The organism is Bradyrhizobium sp. (assembly GCF_030654605.1).
In the GTDB taxonomy this organism is placed as follows: Bacteria; Pseudomonadota; Alphaproteobacteria; order Rhizobiales; family Xanthobacteraceae; genus Bradyrhizobium.
In genome coordinates this window covers 1-14,372 of sequence record NZ_JAURXB010000012.1, presented here as the reverse complement: position 1 = coordinate 14,372, position 14,372 = coordinate 1, and the positions used below count along the sequence as shown (strand labels likewise).

Here is a 14,372-nt window from a genome sequence, read left to right as displayed (position 1 = left end):
GATGCGCGCGGTGTTGAACGAGGATGATCGGCGCTTGATGCCGTGCACGGTGTAGCCGAGGCCGAGCAGGTATTCGGCGAGATAGGCGCCGTCCTGGCCGGTAATGCCGGTAATCAGCGCAACGCGCCGTTTTGAATCCTGAACCGTCATGTCTTCTCCAACAACGCCAAGACCACCCAAGAGCAACTACCCAAAAGCAACTACCCGAGAGCAGCCGGGCGACGACAAACCACCAAACGTTGCGCTGGACCGGCCACTTCGGTCCCAAGGACGCAAGCCGGACGGCCAAAGCCCTATCATGCCCCCCTTCCCCCAAGCAAATTGGTCCCCGGCAGTCAGTTACCGGTCAGGCGTCGCCGGGGCTTGCGGGTTACGGAGCCATGGACCACAATCGACTCACGTGAGGGCTTGGGGCCCGAATGACTGGAATCCAGCTATTCCGGCATCCGTGCCGAGCCAAAACCCAAGAAAAGTCAATAAAGGGAGAAACACATGCGTAAACTGATGATGGCCGCGGCCATCGCGCTGCCGATGTTCGGCACGGCTGCGATCGCGCAGGAGACGGTCAAGATCGCCTATATCGACCCGTTGTCGGGCGGCGGCGCCAGCATTGGCGAAATCGGCCTGAAGACCTTTCAGTTCCTCGCCGAGGAGTTGAACGCCAAGGGCGGACTTCTCGGCAAGAAGGTCGAGATCGTGCCTTTCGACAACAAGACCAATCCGCAGGAAAGCCTGATCCAGGCCCAGAAGGCCATCGATCAAGGCATCCGGTTCCTGACCCAGGGCAATGGCTCGTCGGTCGCGGGCGCGCTGACGGATTTCGTTTCGAAGTACAACGAGCGCAATCCCGGCAAGGAAGTCCTGTACTTCAACTATGCCGCGGTCGATCCGGTCCTGACCAATGAGAAGTGCAGCTTCTGGCATTTCCGCTGGGATGCCAACTCCGACATCAAGATGGAGGCGCTCACCAACTACATGAAGACCGCGACCGCCATCAAGAACGTCTATCTGATCAATCAGGATTACTCGTTCGGCCACTCGGTCCGAACCGCCGCCAAGTCGATGCTCGGCGCCAAGCGGCCGGACATCAAGATCGTCGGCGACGAACTGCATCCGCTGCTGAAAATCACCGATTTCGCCCCCTATATCGCCAAGATCAAGGCATCGGGCGCCGACACCGTGGTGACCGGCAATTGGGGCCAGGATTTCGCGCTGCTGCTGAAAGCTTCGGCGGACGCCGGATTGAAGGTGAACTGGTACACCTATTACGCCGGCGGCACCGGCGGTCCGACCGCCGTCAAGCAGGCCAACCTCAACCATCAGGTGTTCCAGGTCGGCGAAGGCATCGCCAATCTCGACAACAAGCCGTCGCAGGAGTTCGAAAAGGCGCTGCGCGCCAAATACGACTTCAGTCTGTTCTACCCGCGCGCCGTCAACCAGATGCGCATGCTGGCGGCAGCTGCCGACAAGGCCAAGTCGATCGATCCGATCAAGGTCGCGCTCGCGCTCGAAGGCATGGAGTTCGACGTCTTCAATGGCGGCAAGGGAAATATGCGCAAGGACGATCACCAGTTCTTCCAGCCGATCTATATTTCCTCGCTCGGCGAGCGCACCGCAAAGGAACCTTTCGACGAGGAAAAGACCGGCTGGGGCTGGAAGCTGATCGCCAGGATCGATACCGCCCAGACCGTGCTGCCGACCACCTGCAAGATGGAACGTCCGAAGTAATCATTCGCACGTAAGCCGTCCGCCCCGAAGGTTCGGGGCGGACGCGTCCCTTATCCACCAGGCGGTGCGCCGTGCTTGAACTGATCGTCATCTCCACGCTGAACGGTGTACTGTTCGGCATGCTGCTGTTTTTGATGGCGAGCGGGCTCACCGTCATCTTCAGCATGCTCGGCGTGCTAAACTTCGCGCATGCCAGCTTCTACATGCTCGGCGCGTTTTTCGGTTTTCAGATCAGCCGGTGGTTCGGCTTCTGGCCGGCGCTGGTGATTGCGCCATTGCTGGCGGGCGCGATCGGCGCCGCGGTCGAGCGGTATGGCCTGCGCCGCGTCCACAAGAACGGCCATGTCGCCGAACTGCTGTTCACCTTCGGCCTCGCCTTCGCGATCGAGGAAGTCGTGCAGATCATCTGGGGCAAGAGCCCTGTGGATTTCCGCGTGCCGCCGTCGCTGGATTTCTCGGCCTTCACGATCTTCTCGACCAACTATCCCGCCTACAAGATGTTCATGCTGCTGGTCTCGATCCTGATCTTCGCGGCCTTGCTGGTCACGCTCAAGAAGACGCGGATCGGCCTGATCGTGCAGGCGGCACTGACCCATCCGCACATGGTCGGCCATCTCGGCCATAACGTCGGACGCATCTTCATGCTGGTATTCGGCGTCGGCACCGCGCTCGCCGCCGTCGCCGGCGTCATTGCCGGTCCCGCGCTGGTGACGCAGGCGAACATGGCCGGACTGCTCGGCCCGATCCTGTTCGTGGTGGTGGTGGTCGGCGGACTGGGTTCGCTGCCCGGCGCCTTCGTCGCCTCGCTGCTGATCGGCCTGGTGCAGACCTTTGCGGTATCGATGAACGGCTCATTGTCCGGCGCGTTCGGCCCGCTCAGCCCTGATTATGCGGCGACCTGGCTCGCCGACATCTGGAACGTGACGATCGCCCAGATCGCGCCGATCATGCCCTATGTACTGCTGGTACTGATCCTGATCTTCCGTCCCATGGGCCTGCTCGGGACACGCGACACATGACCGAGACAACCTCAAGCGTGGCACCTCCCGTTCCCGCGGCCGCCGAAAAACTCAAATTCTACGGATTATGGCTCGCGGCCGCGATCGTGCTGCTGTTGCTGCCGAAACTGTTCAGCTCCGGCGGATCGCTGACCACGTTCAGCCTGATCGGCATCTCGATCGTCTTCTCGCTGTCCTACAACATCCTGCTGGGCCAGACCGGCATGCTGTCGTTCGGCCACGCCGTCTATTACGGCCTCGGCGGCTTCCTGGTGATCCACGCCATCAACATCATCGGCGCCAACAAGCTGCCGATCCCGCTGCCGCTGGTCCCGCTGATCGGAGGACTGACCGGATTATTGTTCGCGGTGCTGCTCGGCTGGGTCTCGACCCAGCGCAGCGGAACCGCGTTCGCGATGATCTCGCTCGGCCTTGCCGAACTGGTCGCCTCGTCGGCGCTGATCCTGCGCACTTTTTTCGGCGGCGAAGCCGGCATCTCAGCCAACCGCACCAAGGTGTTTCGGCTGTTCGACTGGAGTTTCGGGCCGCAAATCCAGATCTACTACCTAGTCGCGGCATGGACGCTGTTGGCCGTCATCGCCATGTACGCCCTCACCCGCACGCCGCTTGGCCGGATGTGCAATGCGGTGCGCGACAATCCCGAGCGGGTGCAGTTCGTCGGCTACGATCCGCACGTCGTCCGTTACCTCGCGTTCTGCTTTTCCGGATTCTTCGCCGGCATAGCGGGCGCCCTCGCGGCCATCAACTTCGAAATCGCCAATTCGGCCTATCTCGGCGCCGTGCAGTCGGGAACCGTGCTGTTCGCCACCTATATCGGCGGCGTCGGGTTCTTCATCGGCCCAATCGTTGGCGCGATCTTCGTCACGTTTCTCTCTCTCGGCCTCAGCGATCTGACGCAGGTGTGGCAGCTTTATTTCGGACTGATCTTCATCGCCGTGGTGCTGTTCGCGCCGGGCGGCATCACCGGCCTGTTGATGATGCACCGCCCGCTGGTGAAGGCCGGTACGCTCGGCAGGGTGCTGCCCAGCTATCTGATTGCCTTCGTGCCGACGCTCGCCATGCTCATCGGCCTCATCCTCGCGACCGAAATTATTGTGTATTTTTCTGTCCACTCCGGCGACGACTCTCACATCAAGGCGTTTGGCGTCCCGTTCGACGCGGCGAACCGTTACATCTGGGCGATGTCGGCGGTCCTGCTGTTCGGCGGCTATTGGGTGGCGCGCAAGACCTGGACGATGGTCGGACATGCGTGGGACGAGGCCACCAGCGGCGCGCGCGAGCAGGGAGCCATCGCATGAGCACCGCCATCGAATTGCGTGGCGTCGAGAAGAGCTTCGGCATCACCTCGGTGATCCGCAACGTCAATTTGACGGTGGCGCAGGGCGAACGCCATGCCCTGATCGGACCGAACGGCGCCGGCAAATCCACGCTGTTCAACCTGATCAGCGGCTACATGGTGCCCTCGGCCGGCAGCATCCTGCTGCGCGACGAAGTGGTGTCGGGCCTGCCGCCCTACCAGATCAACCGCCGCGGCCTGTCACGCAGCTTCCAGGTCACCAACGTGTTCGCCAATATGAGCGTGTGGGAAAACCTGCGCTGCGCCGTGCTGTGGGCCGCCGGTTATCGCTATACGTTCTGGAAGAACATCGACAATTTGCCGGAAGTGCGCGAGCGGACCGCCCGGATCCTCAGCGATATCAACCTGACGGCGCGGCGCGACGTGCCGGCCGGTCTGCTGACCTATGCCGAGCAGCGCGCCCTCGAGATTGGCATCACGGTGGCCGGCGGCGCCAATGTCATCCTGCTGGATGAGCCGACCGCCGGCATGAGCCACGCCGAGACCGAACGCGCGGTGGAACTGATCCGCCGCCTGACGGAAGGCTGCACGCTGCTGATCGTCGAGCACGACATGAGCGTGGTGTTCGGCCTCGCCGACCGCATTTCGGTGCTGGTGTATGGCCAGATCATCGCCTCGGGCACGCCGGAAGAGATTCGCGGCAATCCGAAAGTCCGGGAAGCCTATCTCGGCGAGGAGGCCGCCTGATGCTGGAGGTCCGCGACCTGCACGCCTATTACGGCAAAAGCCACATCCTGCAGGGCGTCGATATGCGTATCGATGCCGGCGAAGTCGTCAGCCTGCTCGGCCGCAATGGTGTCGGCCGCTCCACCACCGTCAAGGCCATCATGGGCGAGGTGCCGCCGCAGGGCTCGATCAAGTTCAAGGGCACCGATATCGCGGGCTTGCCGAGCTACCGGATCGCGCATTTGGGCTTGGGCTACGTGCCGGAACACCGCGATATCTTTCCAGGGCTGACGGTGCGGCAAAACCTGATGCTTGGCATCAAGGATACCAGCCGCGCCGGCAAGTGGCGGCTCGAAGACATGCTGGAGATGTTCCCCAACCTCGCCGCCCGCGCCGATACCGCGGCCGGCGTGCTGTCGGGCGGTGAAAAGCAGATGCTGACGATTTGCCGGACGCTGATGGGGGACCCCGAACTCGTCATGATCGACGAGCCCACCGAGGGGCTGGCTCCGATCATCGTACAGCAGGTCGGCGATCTCCTCGCCGAGATCGCCCGCCGCGGCGTCGCCATCCTGCTGGTGGAACAGAAACTCTCGATCGCCATGCGGATCTCGCATCGGGTCTACGTGATGGGCCACGGCCGCATCGTGTTCGAGGGTACGCCGGCCGAACTCAAAGCCAACGATGCCATTCGCAAGGAATGGCTGGAAGTCTGAACCGGAATCGGTTGCGGGATCGGGGAGAGCCCGGCTCCGCCATCGGCAAGGTGACGGCTACTCGCCGTAACGGCGCAGTCGCTCGAGGTCGACGATGGTGACGCCGCCGTATTCGAGCCGCAGCAACCCCTGGCTCTCCAGCCGCTTCAGGCACTGGTTGGCGTTCTGCCGGCTCATGCCGGACAGGGCGCCGATTTCCTCCTGGGTGATCTCCAGATGAAGCGTGAGATCCGGATAGAGGATGGGATTGAACAGCGAGGCGATCGACCGTGCCAGACGGGCGGTGGCGTCCAGCGTCCGGCCATATTCGAGCAATCCGATAAACTGGCCGAGGCGTTCGTTGAGTTGCCTGACCAGGAAACGGTTGAACCCCACGCTGTTTTCAAACAGCCAGACGAAGGTTCCGCGGTCCATCATGGCCAGTCGCGTATCGCGCAACGCCACCACGTCGTAGCGCCGGGGCTCCTTCTTGAGCACGGAGCCCTCGCCGAACCATGCCCCACCGGTCAGACCTGCAAAACTGGCGGCCTTGCCGCCCCGGGACACGATACCCATACGGGCAAGACCGGTGACGACGCCGGTCCAGTAGTCGAAATTGTCGCCGCGCATGAAAATGAATTCATTGGCGCGGTAGGATTTTTCGACGATCCCGGCGCGCGCGATCTCGACCTCCCGCTCGTTCAATTCGCGCGACCAGGCCGCGATGCGCTTCAAATTATCTGCTGCAATCATTGTAACGTCGAACCGTCCCCCTGATGCCGCACGACGCCCATGCTGCGCCGCAACAATAACCCTGGTCCCACCACCGCGCCGTCCCCTTGGGAACAAAACGCCGATCATGGCCGCCGACGAAATTTGCCTGGAGATTGTCAGGCGCAAGACATTTCAAAGTACCGCTTTACCCTATTGAGGGCCATCTCCTAGCGCGGCCCGTAGTCCAGGGGGAGATAGGGTGCGGCATTACCGCGGTTGGAATGGCCTACCCATGACGGCCCATGTATGATCGGCTCGGTGAGAGCAAGACAGATAAAGAGCGCGTCAAGCGCCGTATCTCGGAGGAATAGGTGGATTACGCTTTGGAAGTGCGCGGGGTGTCACTGCGCTTCGGCGGCGTGCGTGCGCTCACCGAGGTCAGCTTTGGCGTGAACGATGGCGAGCTGTTCTCGATCATCGGCCCCAACGGCGCCGGCAAGACCTCGATCGTCAACTGCATTTCGGGCCGCTACAAGCCGACCGAAGGCCAGCTGTTCTATCGCGGGCAGGACATCACCGCCCTCAATCCGAACGCGCGGCCGCGGCTCGGCATCGGCCGCACCTTCCAGAACCTCGCACTGTTTCATCATATGAGCGTACTCGACAACATCATGGTCGGCCGCCATCACTTGCTGAAGAACAATTTCCTGACGGGATCGCTGTACTGGCTGACCGGCGCGCGGCGCGAGGAACTCGAGCATCGCCGCAAGGTGGAGGAGATCATCGATTTCCTCGATCTGCAGTCGGTCCGCAAGGCCACCGCCGGCACCCTGCCCTACGGCCTGCGCAAGCGCGTCGAGCTCGCCCGCGCCATGGCGCTGGAGCCGCAACTGATCCTGCTCGACGAGCCGATGGCCGGCATGAACTTCGAGGAAAAAGAGGACATGGCGCGCTACATCGTCGACCTCAACGAAGAGTTCGGCATGACCGTCATGATGATCGAGCACGACATGGGCGTGGTGATGGATATTTCCCACCGTGTCATGGTGCTGGATTTCGGCCGCAAGATCGCCGAAGGCGATCCCGCCGCGGTGCTGGCCGATCCGCACGTCAAGCGCGCATACCTCGGCGAAGAGGACGAGGTCCTGGTCGACCCCGACGACAACCCGGCGTCAGCGGAGACCGTGGCATGATGGATTACGCCGGCCGCGTCGCCCAAGCCGACACCTATCCGAAGTTACTGCGCCTCAACGCCAGAGAGCACGGCGGCGAGATCGCGCTGCGCGAAAAGGATTTCGGACTCTGGAAAGTATTCACCTGGAACGACTACCAGACCCGGGTGCACGACTTCGCGCTCGGCATGGTCGAACTCGGCCTCGGCCGCGGTGACGTCATCGGCATCATCGGCGACAACCGGCCGGACTGGGTGTCGGCCGAAATCGCCACCCATGCCATCGGCGCCATGTCACTCGGCCTCTATCGCGACGTGCTGGACGAGGAAGCCGCCTATCTCCTTAGCTACGGCGCAGCCAAACTGGTGTTCGCCGAGGACGAAGAGCAGGTCGACAAGCTGCTGGCGCTGGCCGACCGCGCGCCACAACTCGAGCACATCGTCTATTCCGACCCGCGCGGCATGCGGAAATATGACGACCCGCGACTGATGGAAGCCGCCAGGCTGGCGGAGATGGGTCGCGCCCGCGCCGCGCGCGAACCCGGCCTGTACGACAGACTGGTCGACGAAACCGAAGGCGAGGACGTCGCGATCCTCTGCACCACCTCGGGCACCACGGCGCATCCGAAACTGGCGATGCTCGCCGCCGGCCGCGTGCTGCGGCATTGCGCGACCTACCTGTCATTCGATCCGAAGGGGCCGGACGACGAATACGTCTCGGTGCTGCCGCTGCCCTGGATCATGGAACAGGTCTACGTGCTCGGCAAAGGCCTGCTGTGCCGGATGAAGGTCAACTTCGTCGAGCAGCCCGACACCATGATGCACGATTTCCGCGAGATCGCGCCAACCTTCGTGCTGTTCGCGCCAAGGGTCTGGGAATCGATCGCTGCCGACGTCCGCGCCGGCGTGATGGATTCCTCGCCGCTCAAGCAGAGCCTCTACGAACTCGGCATGAAGACGGGGCTGGCGGCGCTGGCGCACGGCAAGCACTCCGCGGTTGCCGACATCCTGCTGTTCCGCGCGCTGCGCGACCGCCTCGGCTTCAGCCGGCTGCGTTCGGCCGCCACCGGCGGCGCCGCGCTCGGTCCCGACACCTTCAAGTTCTTTCAGGCCATGGGCGTGCCGTTGCGCACGCTGTACGGCCAGACCGAAATGCTCGGCGCCTACACGCTGCATCCCATGGGCAAAGTCGACCCCGATACCACCGGCGTGGCGATGGCCGACAACATCGAGATCCGCATCGACAATCCGGATATCCACGGTGTCGGTGAAATCGTGGTGCGGCACCCCAACATGTTCCTCGGCTATTACAAGAGCCCGGAGGCCTCCGCCGCCGACATGGAGGATGGCTGGATGCATTCCGGCGACGCCGGCTATTTCAACCCCAGCAAGCAGCTGGTGGTGATCGACCGCATCAAGGATTTGGCGGAAACCGCCCGCGGCGAACGGTTCTCGCCGCAATACATCGAGAACAAGCTGAAATTCTCGCCCTACATCGCCGAGACCGTGGTGCTGGGCGCCGGCCGCGACGCACTGGCGGCGATGATCTGCATCCGCTTCTCGATCATCTCGAAATGGGCGGAGAAAAAACGGATCTCGTTCACCACCTACACCGACCTCGCCTCGCGCCCGGAAGTCTACGCGCTGCTGCGCAAGGAAGTCGAAACCGTCAACGCCACCCTGCCGCCGGCGCAACGTATCTCCCGATTCCTGCTGCTCTACAAGGAACTGGATGCCGACGACGGCGAACTGACCCGCACCCGCAAAGTGCGCCGCAGCGTCATCAACGAGAAATACGCCGGGATCATCGATGCGATCTACGGCGGCAAGAGTGAAATCCCGGTCGATACCGTGATCCGCTTCCAGGACGGCACCACCCAGCGCATCCGCACCACGCTGGCGGTGGTCGACCTCGGGCACGATGCGGCTGTGGCGGAGGCCGCGGAATGAACACCCAGCTTCTGATCCAGCTCTTGGTCAACGGCCTCGTGGTCGGCACACTCTACGGCGTGGTCGCGATGTCGTTCGTGCTGATCTACAAGGCCACGCAAGTGGTGAATTTCGCACAGGGTGAATTGCTGCTGGTCGGCGCCTGGGTGTGCTGGGCGCTGCTGACCAAATACCAGGTGCCGTTCTGGCTCGGCATGCCGATCACCCTGGTCTTCATGTTCATCTTCGGCATCGCGATCCAGATCGTCATCCTGCGCCCGATGATCGGCGAGCCGATCATTTCGGTGATCATGGTGACGATCGCGCTGTCCACGGTGTTCTCGGCGCTGATGAAATGGATGTTCGGCGTCAATCTGCAGCCGTTTCCGCGCATCTTCGCGACCCAGCACGTCAATATCCTGGGACTGCAGGTGCAGACCGTCTATCTGATGAGTCTCGCCGTTTCGGTGGCGATGATGATCGGGATGGCGTGGTTCTTCCGCTTCTCCAAATACGGCCTCGCCATGCGCGCCACCGCGTTCAACCAGCAGGTGGCGCAATCGCTCGGCATCTCCGTCAAGAGCGTGTTCGCGATGGCGTGGGCGATCTCGGCGACAGTGTCGGCGGTGGCCGGCGTGGTGGTGGCGGTCGTCAACGGCGTCTCGGCGGGACTTTCGGCCTACGGCATCAAGGTGTTTCCGGCGGCGATCCTCGGCGGGCTCGACAGCGTCGGCGGCGCGGTGCTCGGCGGCATCATCATCGGCCTGTTGGAGAACTTCGCGCATTTCCTCGACTCTGAGTATCTGCACTGGGGCAATCTCTACGAGATCGTGCCGTTCTACGCCTTGATCATCATCCTGATGATCAAGCCCTATGGCCTGTTCGGCACCAAAGACATCGAGCGGGTATAATCATGGCAGGCCCCACCCTCATTCCCGCCGGCGATTTCCGCACCAGCTACGCGGAAGACACCACCGTGTTCCCGACCCGGACCGGGCGCAACGCGATGATCGCCGGCATCGTGCTGATCTGTTTTGCGCCGCACGTCCTCGGCGAATACAGCCTCAGCCTCTTGATCCAGATCGGCATCTTCGGCATCGCCGCCCTTGGCCTCAACATCGTGGTCGGCTTCACCGGCCAGATCTCGATCGGCCATGCCGCCTTCTTCGGCTTCGGGGCGTTTACCTCGGCCTATCTGTCGAACCGGTTCGGCATCCCCGTGTTCTTCTGCATTCCGCTCGCGGGCGTGGTGACGGCGGCGGTCGGACTGGTGTTCGGCCTGCCCGCCGCGCGCCTGAAGGGACTTTATCTCGCGATCGCGACGCTGGCGGCGCAGTACATCCTGCTGGATTTCTTTGCCCGAGCCGAATGGTTCACCGGCGGCAGCGTGCCTGCCAGCGCCGAGCCGTTCTCGATCTTCGGCTATTCGCTGCGCGGCGATAAGAAGTATTTCTACGTCGTGCTCGCCTATGTCGTGGTCTGCTACCTGCTGGTGACCAACCTGATCCGCTCGCGCGACGGCCGGGCGCTGATCGCGGTGCGCGATCACTACCTGTCGGCGGAGATCATGGGCATCAACCTGACCAAGTACCGCACGCTGTCGTTCGGCCTCGCCGCGTTCTTTGCCGGCGTCGGCGGCGCGCTCTATGCGCATTACAACCAGGTGGTCTCCAACGAGGGCTTCGGCATCGACCGCTCCATCATTTTTCTCGCCATGATCATCATCGGCGGGCTCGGCTCGATCATGGGCACGCTGATGGGCACCGCCTTCATGGTGCTGCTGCCGGAATCGATGGAATGGCTGAGCGTCGCGCTGCGCGACAGTCCGATCGACCAGTTCCTGGGACTGAAGAACAACATCGCTTTCCTGCGCGAGATGGCGATCGGAATCATCATCATCATCTTTCTGGTGTTCGAGCCGGACGGACTGGCGCACCGCTGGCGCCAGATCAAGGCTTACTGGAAACTCTACCCGTTCTCGCATTGAGGTCGGAACGGGCAGACAACAAGAAGACCTCGAGAAGAAAACCGGAGGATTATGCTTATGAACATGAAAGCTCTTCTCAGCAGCGCCGCCTTGGCGGCAATGCTTGGCGGCATGTCCGCCATCACGCCCGCCACCGCCCAGACGCCGATACCGCTTGGCAATCTGGTCGATTATTCCGGCCCGACCTCCGACGTCGGAACGCCCTACGGACAAGGCATCGTCGATACTTATGCCTGGATCAACAAAAGCGGCGGCATCAACAAGACCAAGGTCAACCTCGATACCGTCGATTACGGCTATCAGGTGCCGCGTGCGATCGCCCAGTACAAGAAATGGTCGGGCGCCGACAAGGTCGCCGCCATTCTCGGATGGGGTACGGCCGACACCGAAGCCCTCACCGGCTTCCTCGCCGAAGACAAGATTCCCGACATCTCGGCGTCTTACGCCGCCGCGCTGTCCGACCCGACCGGCGCAGGCGGCAAGGCCAAGCCCGCTCCCTACAATTTCTTCTACGGTCCGAGCTATTCCGACGCGGTTCGCGGCATGCTGACCTGGGCCGCGGATGACTGGAAGGCCAAGGGCAAGCCCGGCAAGCCGAAGTTCGTCCACATGGGCGCCAACCATCCCTATCCCAACGCGCCCAAGGCGGCGGGTGAAGCGATGGCGGCCGAACTCGGCTTCGAGCTGCTGCCGCCGATCGTGTTCGCGCTGACGCCCGGCGACTATAGCGCACAGTGCCTGACCTTGAAGAGTTCCGGCGCCAACTACGCCTATCTCGGCAATACCGCCGGCTCGAACATCTCGGTGCTGAACGCCTGCAAGGCCGCGGGTGTCGATGTCCAGTTCCTCGGCAACGTCTGGGGCATGGACGAGAACGCCGCCAAGGCCGCCGGCGCGGCCGCCAATGGCGTGGTGTTTCCGTTGCGCACCGCGGTGGCGTGGGGCGGCGACGCACCCGGCATGAAAACCCTGATGGAAATCTCCAAGATGTCGGACGCGGCCGGTACGGTCTACCGACCGGTGCACTACATCGCGGGCGTCTGTAGCGCGCTCTACACGAGGGAGGCCGTCGAATGGGCCGCCAAGAACGGTGGCGCGACCGGCGAGAACGTCAAGAAGGGCTTCTACCAGAAAAAGGATTGGGTGCCGGCCGGCATGGAAGGCGTCTGCAATCCGTCGACCTTCACCGAAAAGGATCACCGCGGCACGCTCAAGGTCGATCTCTATCGCATGAAGATCACGGGTGCGACCGATGCGCCGCTCAACGATCTCGTCAAGAACGGCGCGATCAAGCTCGAGAAGGTCAAGACCATCGACCTGCCGCGCAAGGCGGAATGGCTCGGCTGGTAAGGTAGAGACCGTCCCACGGGACGATCCAACGCACTCACTTGTCGTCCCCCGCCTTGTGCGCAATTGCGCACTGGAGCGGGGGACCCAGTACGCCGCTGCGCCTCGGTTGAACGCAGGTGGCTCTGGAATACTGGGTCACCCGCCTTCGCGGGTGATGACAGCGGTGGGTGGTGCAAACGCAGTGAGTAATACGTAGCGCGCGTGTTGTCAGCGAGGCGTCAGGATCAGAGCATGACCGAAACAACCGAAATCGATCGCCCGCCAAGAGCCGTGGCGCCTGCCATTGCCCCGCTGCTCAGCGTGCGCAACATCGAGGTGGTCTATGACGACGTCATCCTGGTGCTGCGCGGCCTCAGCCTCGAGGTGCCGCAGGGCGCGATCGTGGCGCTGCTCGGCGCCAACGGCGCCGGCAAGTCAACCACGCTGAAAGCGATCTCCGGATTGCTCAAGACCGAAGACGGCGAAGTCACCCGCGGCGAGATCGTGTTCAACGGCGAGCGCATCAACGGCATCGATCCGGACAAGATTGTCCGACGCGGCATCTTCCAGGTGATGGAGGGCCGCCGCATCATCGCCGACATGACGTCAATCGAGAATCTCAAACTCGGCGCCTATACCCGCAGCGACAACGAGATCGACGCCGACATCGACCGCGTGTTCGAGTATTTTCCCCGCCTGAAGGAACGCACCGGCCTCGCCGGCTATCTCTCCGGCGGCGAACAGCAGATGCTGGCGATCGGCCGAGCGCTGATGGCGCGGCCGAAAATGATCCTGATGGACGAGCCGTCGATGGGACTGTCGCCGCTGCTGGTCAAGGAAGTGTTCGGGATCATCGGCAAGATCAACCGCGATCTCGGCGTCACCATCCTCCTCGTGGAGCAGAATGCGCGCGCCGCCCTCTCGGTGGCGATCCACGGCTACATCATGGAACAGGGAAAGGTGGTGCTGGACGGCTCGGCCGACGAGTTGCGCGACAATGAGGACGTCAAGGAATTCTACCTCGGCGGCGCCGGCGACCAGCGCAAGAGTTTCAAGAACCTGAAGAGCTTCAAGCGAAGGAAGCGGTGGCTGTGATGCCGCAGGTGCTCAACCGAGCACCGGGGGTGCTTAAGCCAGCACCAGTTCGGCTTCCGCGACCGCGCTGAGGACATGATAGAACGAAGATGCAGGGATCGTGGCGACCAGCGACGCACCGTCGCGATCGAACTGGTCGTACCAGCCGCCCGCGACGGGGTGCCGGAGATAATGCCGCTCGAGCCGCGCCAGCGCTGCGCGCGCTTCATCGGCGGCACCGGCCTCGCCTGCTTCGGCTTGCGCGATCCACGCCTTGGCCATCTCGGTCTGCGGCCACAGGCGCCGCGTGTGCCTTCTTATGTTGCCCTCGGCGTCGCCCTCATCGACCAGGCAGCCGGTGACCTCGTCGCGATAGCGCAGCATGGTGGCGAGCAGTTCTCCGCGTGGACGCCCCGTCGGGCAGCCCGTGATCCGTTCAAATCCCTTCAGCAGCCAGACCCACTCCGCCTGATGCCCGGGCTCGACGCTGACCGGCTCGATCCTCGACCAGTCTTCCTCGAAATACTCGCCCAGCACCCGTTTCTGCTTGTCGTAGAGGTTGGCGAGAAACAGCGCGAAGAAGTCGCCGGCGCGGTTCTGGAACACCGGCTCATGGGTCGCATCGAAGGTCGCGATCATGGCTTCGAACAGATGCATATGCGGGTTTTGCCGGCGCGGCATCGACGCCGGCAATCCCTCCAGA

General features: G+C 62.8%; 14 protein-coding genes. 11 read left to right on the top strand and 3 right to left on the bottom strand.

All coding sequences use genetic code 11. The features are described 5' to 3' along the window. On the bottom strand, nucleotides 1-150 hold a 150-nt coding region (locus Q7U29_RS00925), incomplete at its 3' end, for a GDP-mannose 4,6-dehydratase (RefSeq protein ID WP_304737436.1). Between the two features lie 342 nt (nucleotides 151-492). Here Q7U29_RS00925 and Q7U29_RS00920 point away from each other — a divergent pair. The 5 genes from Q7U29_RS00920 to Q7U29_RS00900 all read left to right on the top strand — a co-directional run bounded on the left by Q7U29_RS00920 (nucleotide 493) and on the right by Q7U29_RS00900 (nucleotide 5,486). Further along, nucleotides 493-1,728, top strand: a complete 1,236-nt coding sequence (locus Q7U29_RS00920; RefSeq protein ID WP_304737434.1) for a branched-chain amino acid ABC transporter substrate-binding protein — start codon at nucleotides 493-495, stop codon at nucleotides 1,726-1,728. 71 nt (nucleotides 1,729-1,799) lie between these two features. Further along, nucleotides 1,800-2,747: a branched-chain amino acid ABC transporter permease gene (locus Q7U29_RS00915; protein WP_304737433.1), complete on the top strand. Its 948-nt coding sequence runs from the start codon at nucleotides 1,800-1,802 to the stop codon at nucleotides 2,745-2,747. Beyond that, nucleotides 2,744-4,045 carry a branched-chain amino acid ABC transporter permease gene (locus Q7U29_RS00910; protein ID WP_304737431.1) on the top strand — a complete coding sequence of 434 codons (1,302 nt, stop codon included), beginning with the start codon at nucleotides 2,744-2,746 and terminating at the stop codon, nucleotides 4,043-4,045. Before Q7U29_RS00915 ends, Q7U29_RS00910 begins: the two co-directional genes overlap by 4 nt. After that, entirely contained in the window at nucleotides 4,042-4,791 is a 750-nt protein-coding gene (locus Q7U29_RS00905) for an ABC transporter ATP-binding protein (protein WP_304737429.1), read from the top strand. Before Q7U29_RS00910 ends, Q7U29_RS00905 begins: the two co-directional genes overlap by 4 nt. After that, complete coding sequence (locus Q7U29_RS00900) at nucleotides 4,791-5,486, top strand: ABC transporter ATP-binding protein (RefSeq protein ID WP_304737428.1); 696 nt, start codon at nucleotides 4,791-4,793, stop codon at nucleotides 5,484-5,486. Before Q7U29_RS00905 ends, Q7U29_RS00900 begins: the two co-directional genes overlap by 1 nt. A gap of 57 nt (nucleotides 5,487-5,543) precedes the next feature. Here the strand turns inward: Q7U29_RS00900 and Q7U29_RS00895 are convergent, their stop codons facing one another. Further along, complete coding sequence (locus Q7U29_RS00895; RefSeq protein WP_304737426.1) at nucleotides 5,544-6,218, bottom strand: Crp/Fnr family transcriptional regulator; 675 nt, start codon at nucleotides 6,216-6,218, stop codon at nucleotides 5,544-5,546. Between the two features lie 332 nt (nucleotides 6,219-6,550). On the opposite strand from Q7U29_RS00895, the gene Q7U29_RS00890 reads away from it, so the two are divergent. From Q7U29_RS00890 to Q7U29_RS00865, 6 genes are all read left to right on the top strand, one after another. Further along, complete coding sequence (locus Q7U29_RS00890; protein WP_304737425.1) at nucleotides 6,551-7,372, top strand: ABC transporter ATP-binding protein; 822 nt, start codon at nucleotides 6,551-6,553, stop codon at nucleotides 7,370-7,372. Next, nucleotides 7,369-9,300 carry a long-chain fatty acid--CoA ligase gene (locus Q7U29_RS00885; protein ID WP_304737423.1) on the top strand — a complete coding sequence of 644 codons (1,932 nt, stop codon included), beginning with the start codon at nucleotides 7,369-7,371 and terminating at the stop codon, nucleotides 9,298-9,300. The genes Q7U29_RS00890 and Q7U29_RS00885 overlap by 4 nt, the downstream gene beginning before the upstream one ends. Next, a complete protein-coding gene (locus Q7U29_RS00880) occupies nucleotides 9,297-10,190 on the top strand; it encodes a branched-chain amino acid ABC transporter permease (protein WP_304737421.1) in 894 nt (297 codons plus the stop codon). Before Q7U29_RS00885 ends, Q7U29_RS00880 begins: the two co-directional genes overlap by 4 nt. 2 nt (nucleotides 10,191-10,192) lie before the next feature. Next, the gene (locus Q7U29_RS00875; RefSeq protein ID WP_304737420.1) at nucleotides 10,193-11,266 is read left to right on the top strand and encodes a branched-chain amino acid ABC transporter permease; all 1,074 of its coding nucleotides are present in this window, start codon (nucleotides 10,193-10,195) and stop codon (nucleotides 11,264-11,266) included. A gap of 57 nt (nucleotides 11,267-11,323) precedes the next feature. Then, a complete protein-coding gene (locus Q7U29_RS00870) occupies nucleotides 11,324-12,616 on the top strand; it encodes an ABC transporter substrate-binding protein (RefSeq protein ID WP_304737418.1) in 1,293 nt (430 codons plus the stop codon). Between the two features lie 231 nt (nucleotides 12,617-12,847). Then, complete coding sequence (locus Q7U29_RS00865) at nucleotides 12,848-13,690, top strand: ABC transporter ATP-binding protein (RefSeq protein WP_304737417.1); 843 nt, start codon at nucleotides 12,848-12,850, stop codon at nucleotides 13,688-13,690. Between the two features lie 33 nt (nucleotides 13,691-13,723). Here the strand turns inward: Q7U29_RS00865 and Q7U29_RS00860 are convergent. Then, on the bottom strand, nucleotides 13,724-14,372 hold a 649-nt coding region (locus Q7U29_RS00860), incomplete at its 5' end, for an AGE family epimerase/isomerase (RefSeq protein WP_304737415.1).

What these genes read in the sequence shown, in the direction of transcription:
- Q7U29_RS00920 (WP_304737434.1), top strand. Translation starts at nt 493, where the DNA reads ATGCGTAAACTGATGATGGCCGCGGCCATCGCGCTGCCGATGTTCGGC.
- Q7U29_RS00910 (WP_304737431.1), top strand. Translation starts at nt 2,744, where the DNA reads ATGACCGAGACAACCTCAAGCGTGGCACCTCCCGTTCCCGCGGCCGCC.
- Q7U29_RS00905 (WP_304737429.1), top strand. Translation starts at nt 4,042, where the DNA reads ATGAGCACCGCCATCGAATTGCGTGGCGTCGAGAAGAGCTTCGGCATC.
- Q7U29_RS00900 (WP_304737428.1), top strand. Translation starts at nt 4,791, where the DNA reads ATGCTGGAGGTCCGCGACCTGCACGCCTATTACGGCAAAAGCCACATC.
- Q7U29_RS00895 (WP_304737426.1), bottom strand. Translation starts at nt 6,218, where the DNA reads ATGATTGCAGCAGATAATTTGAAGCGCATCGCGGCCTGGTCGCGCGAA.
- Q7U29_RS00885 (WP_304737423.1), top strand. Translation starts at nt 7,369, where the DNA reads ATGATGGATTACGCCGGCCGCGTCGCCCAAGCCGACACCTATCCGAAG.
- Q7U29_RS00880 (WP_304737421.1), top strand. Translation starts at nt 9,297, where the DNA reads ATGAACACCCAGCTTCTGATCCAGCTCTTGGTCAACGGCCTCGTGGTC.
- Q7U29_RS00875 (WP_304737420.1), top strand. Translation starts at nt 10,193, where the DNA reads ATGGCAGGCCCCACCCTCATTCCCGCCGGCGATTTCCGCACCAGCTAC.
- Q7U29_RS00870 (WP_304737418.1), top strand. Translation starts at nt 11,324, where the DNA reads ATGAACATGAAAGCTCTTCTCAGCAGCGCCGCCTTGGCGGCAATGCTT.
- Q7U29_RS00865 (WP_304737417.1), top strand. Translation starts at nt 12,848, where the DNA reads ATGACCGAAACAACCGAAATCGATCGCCCGCCAAGAGCCGTGGCGCCT.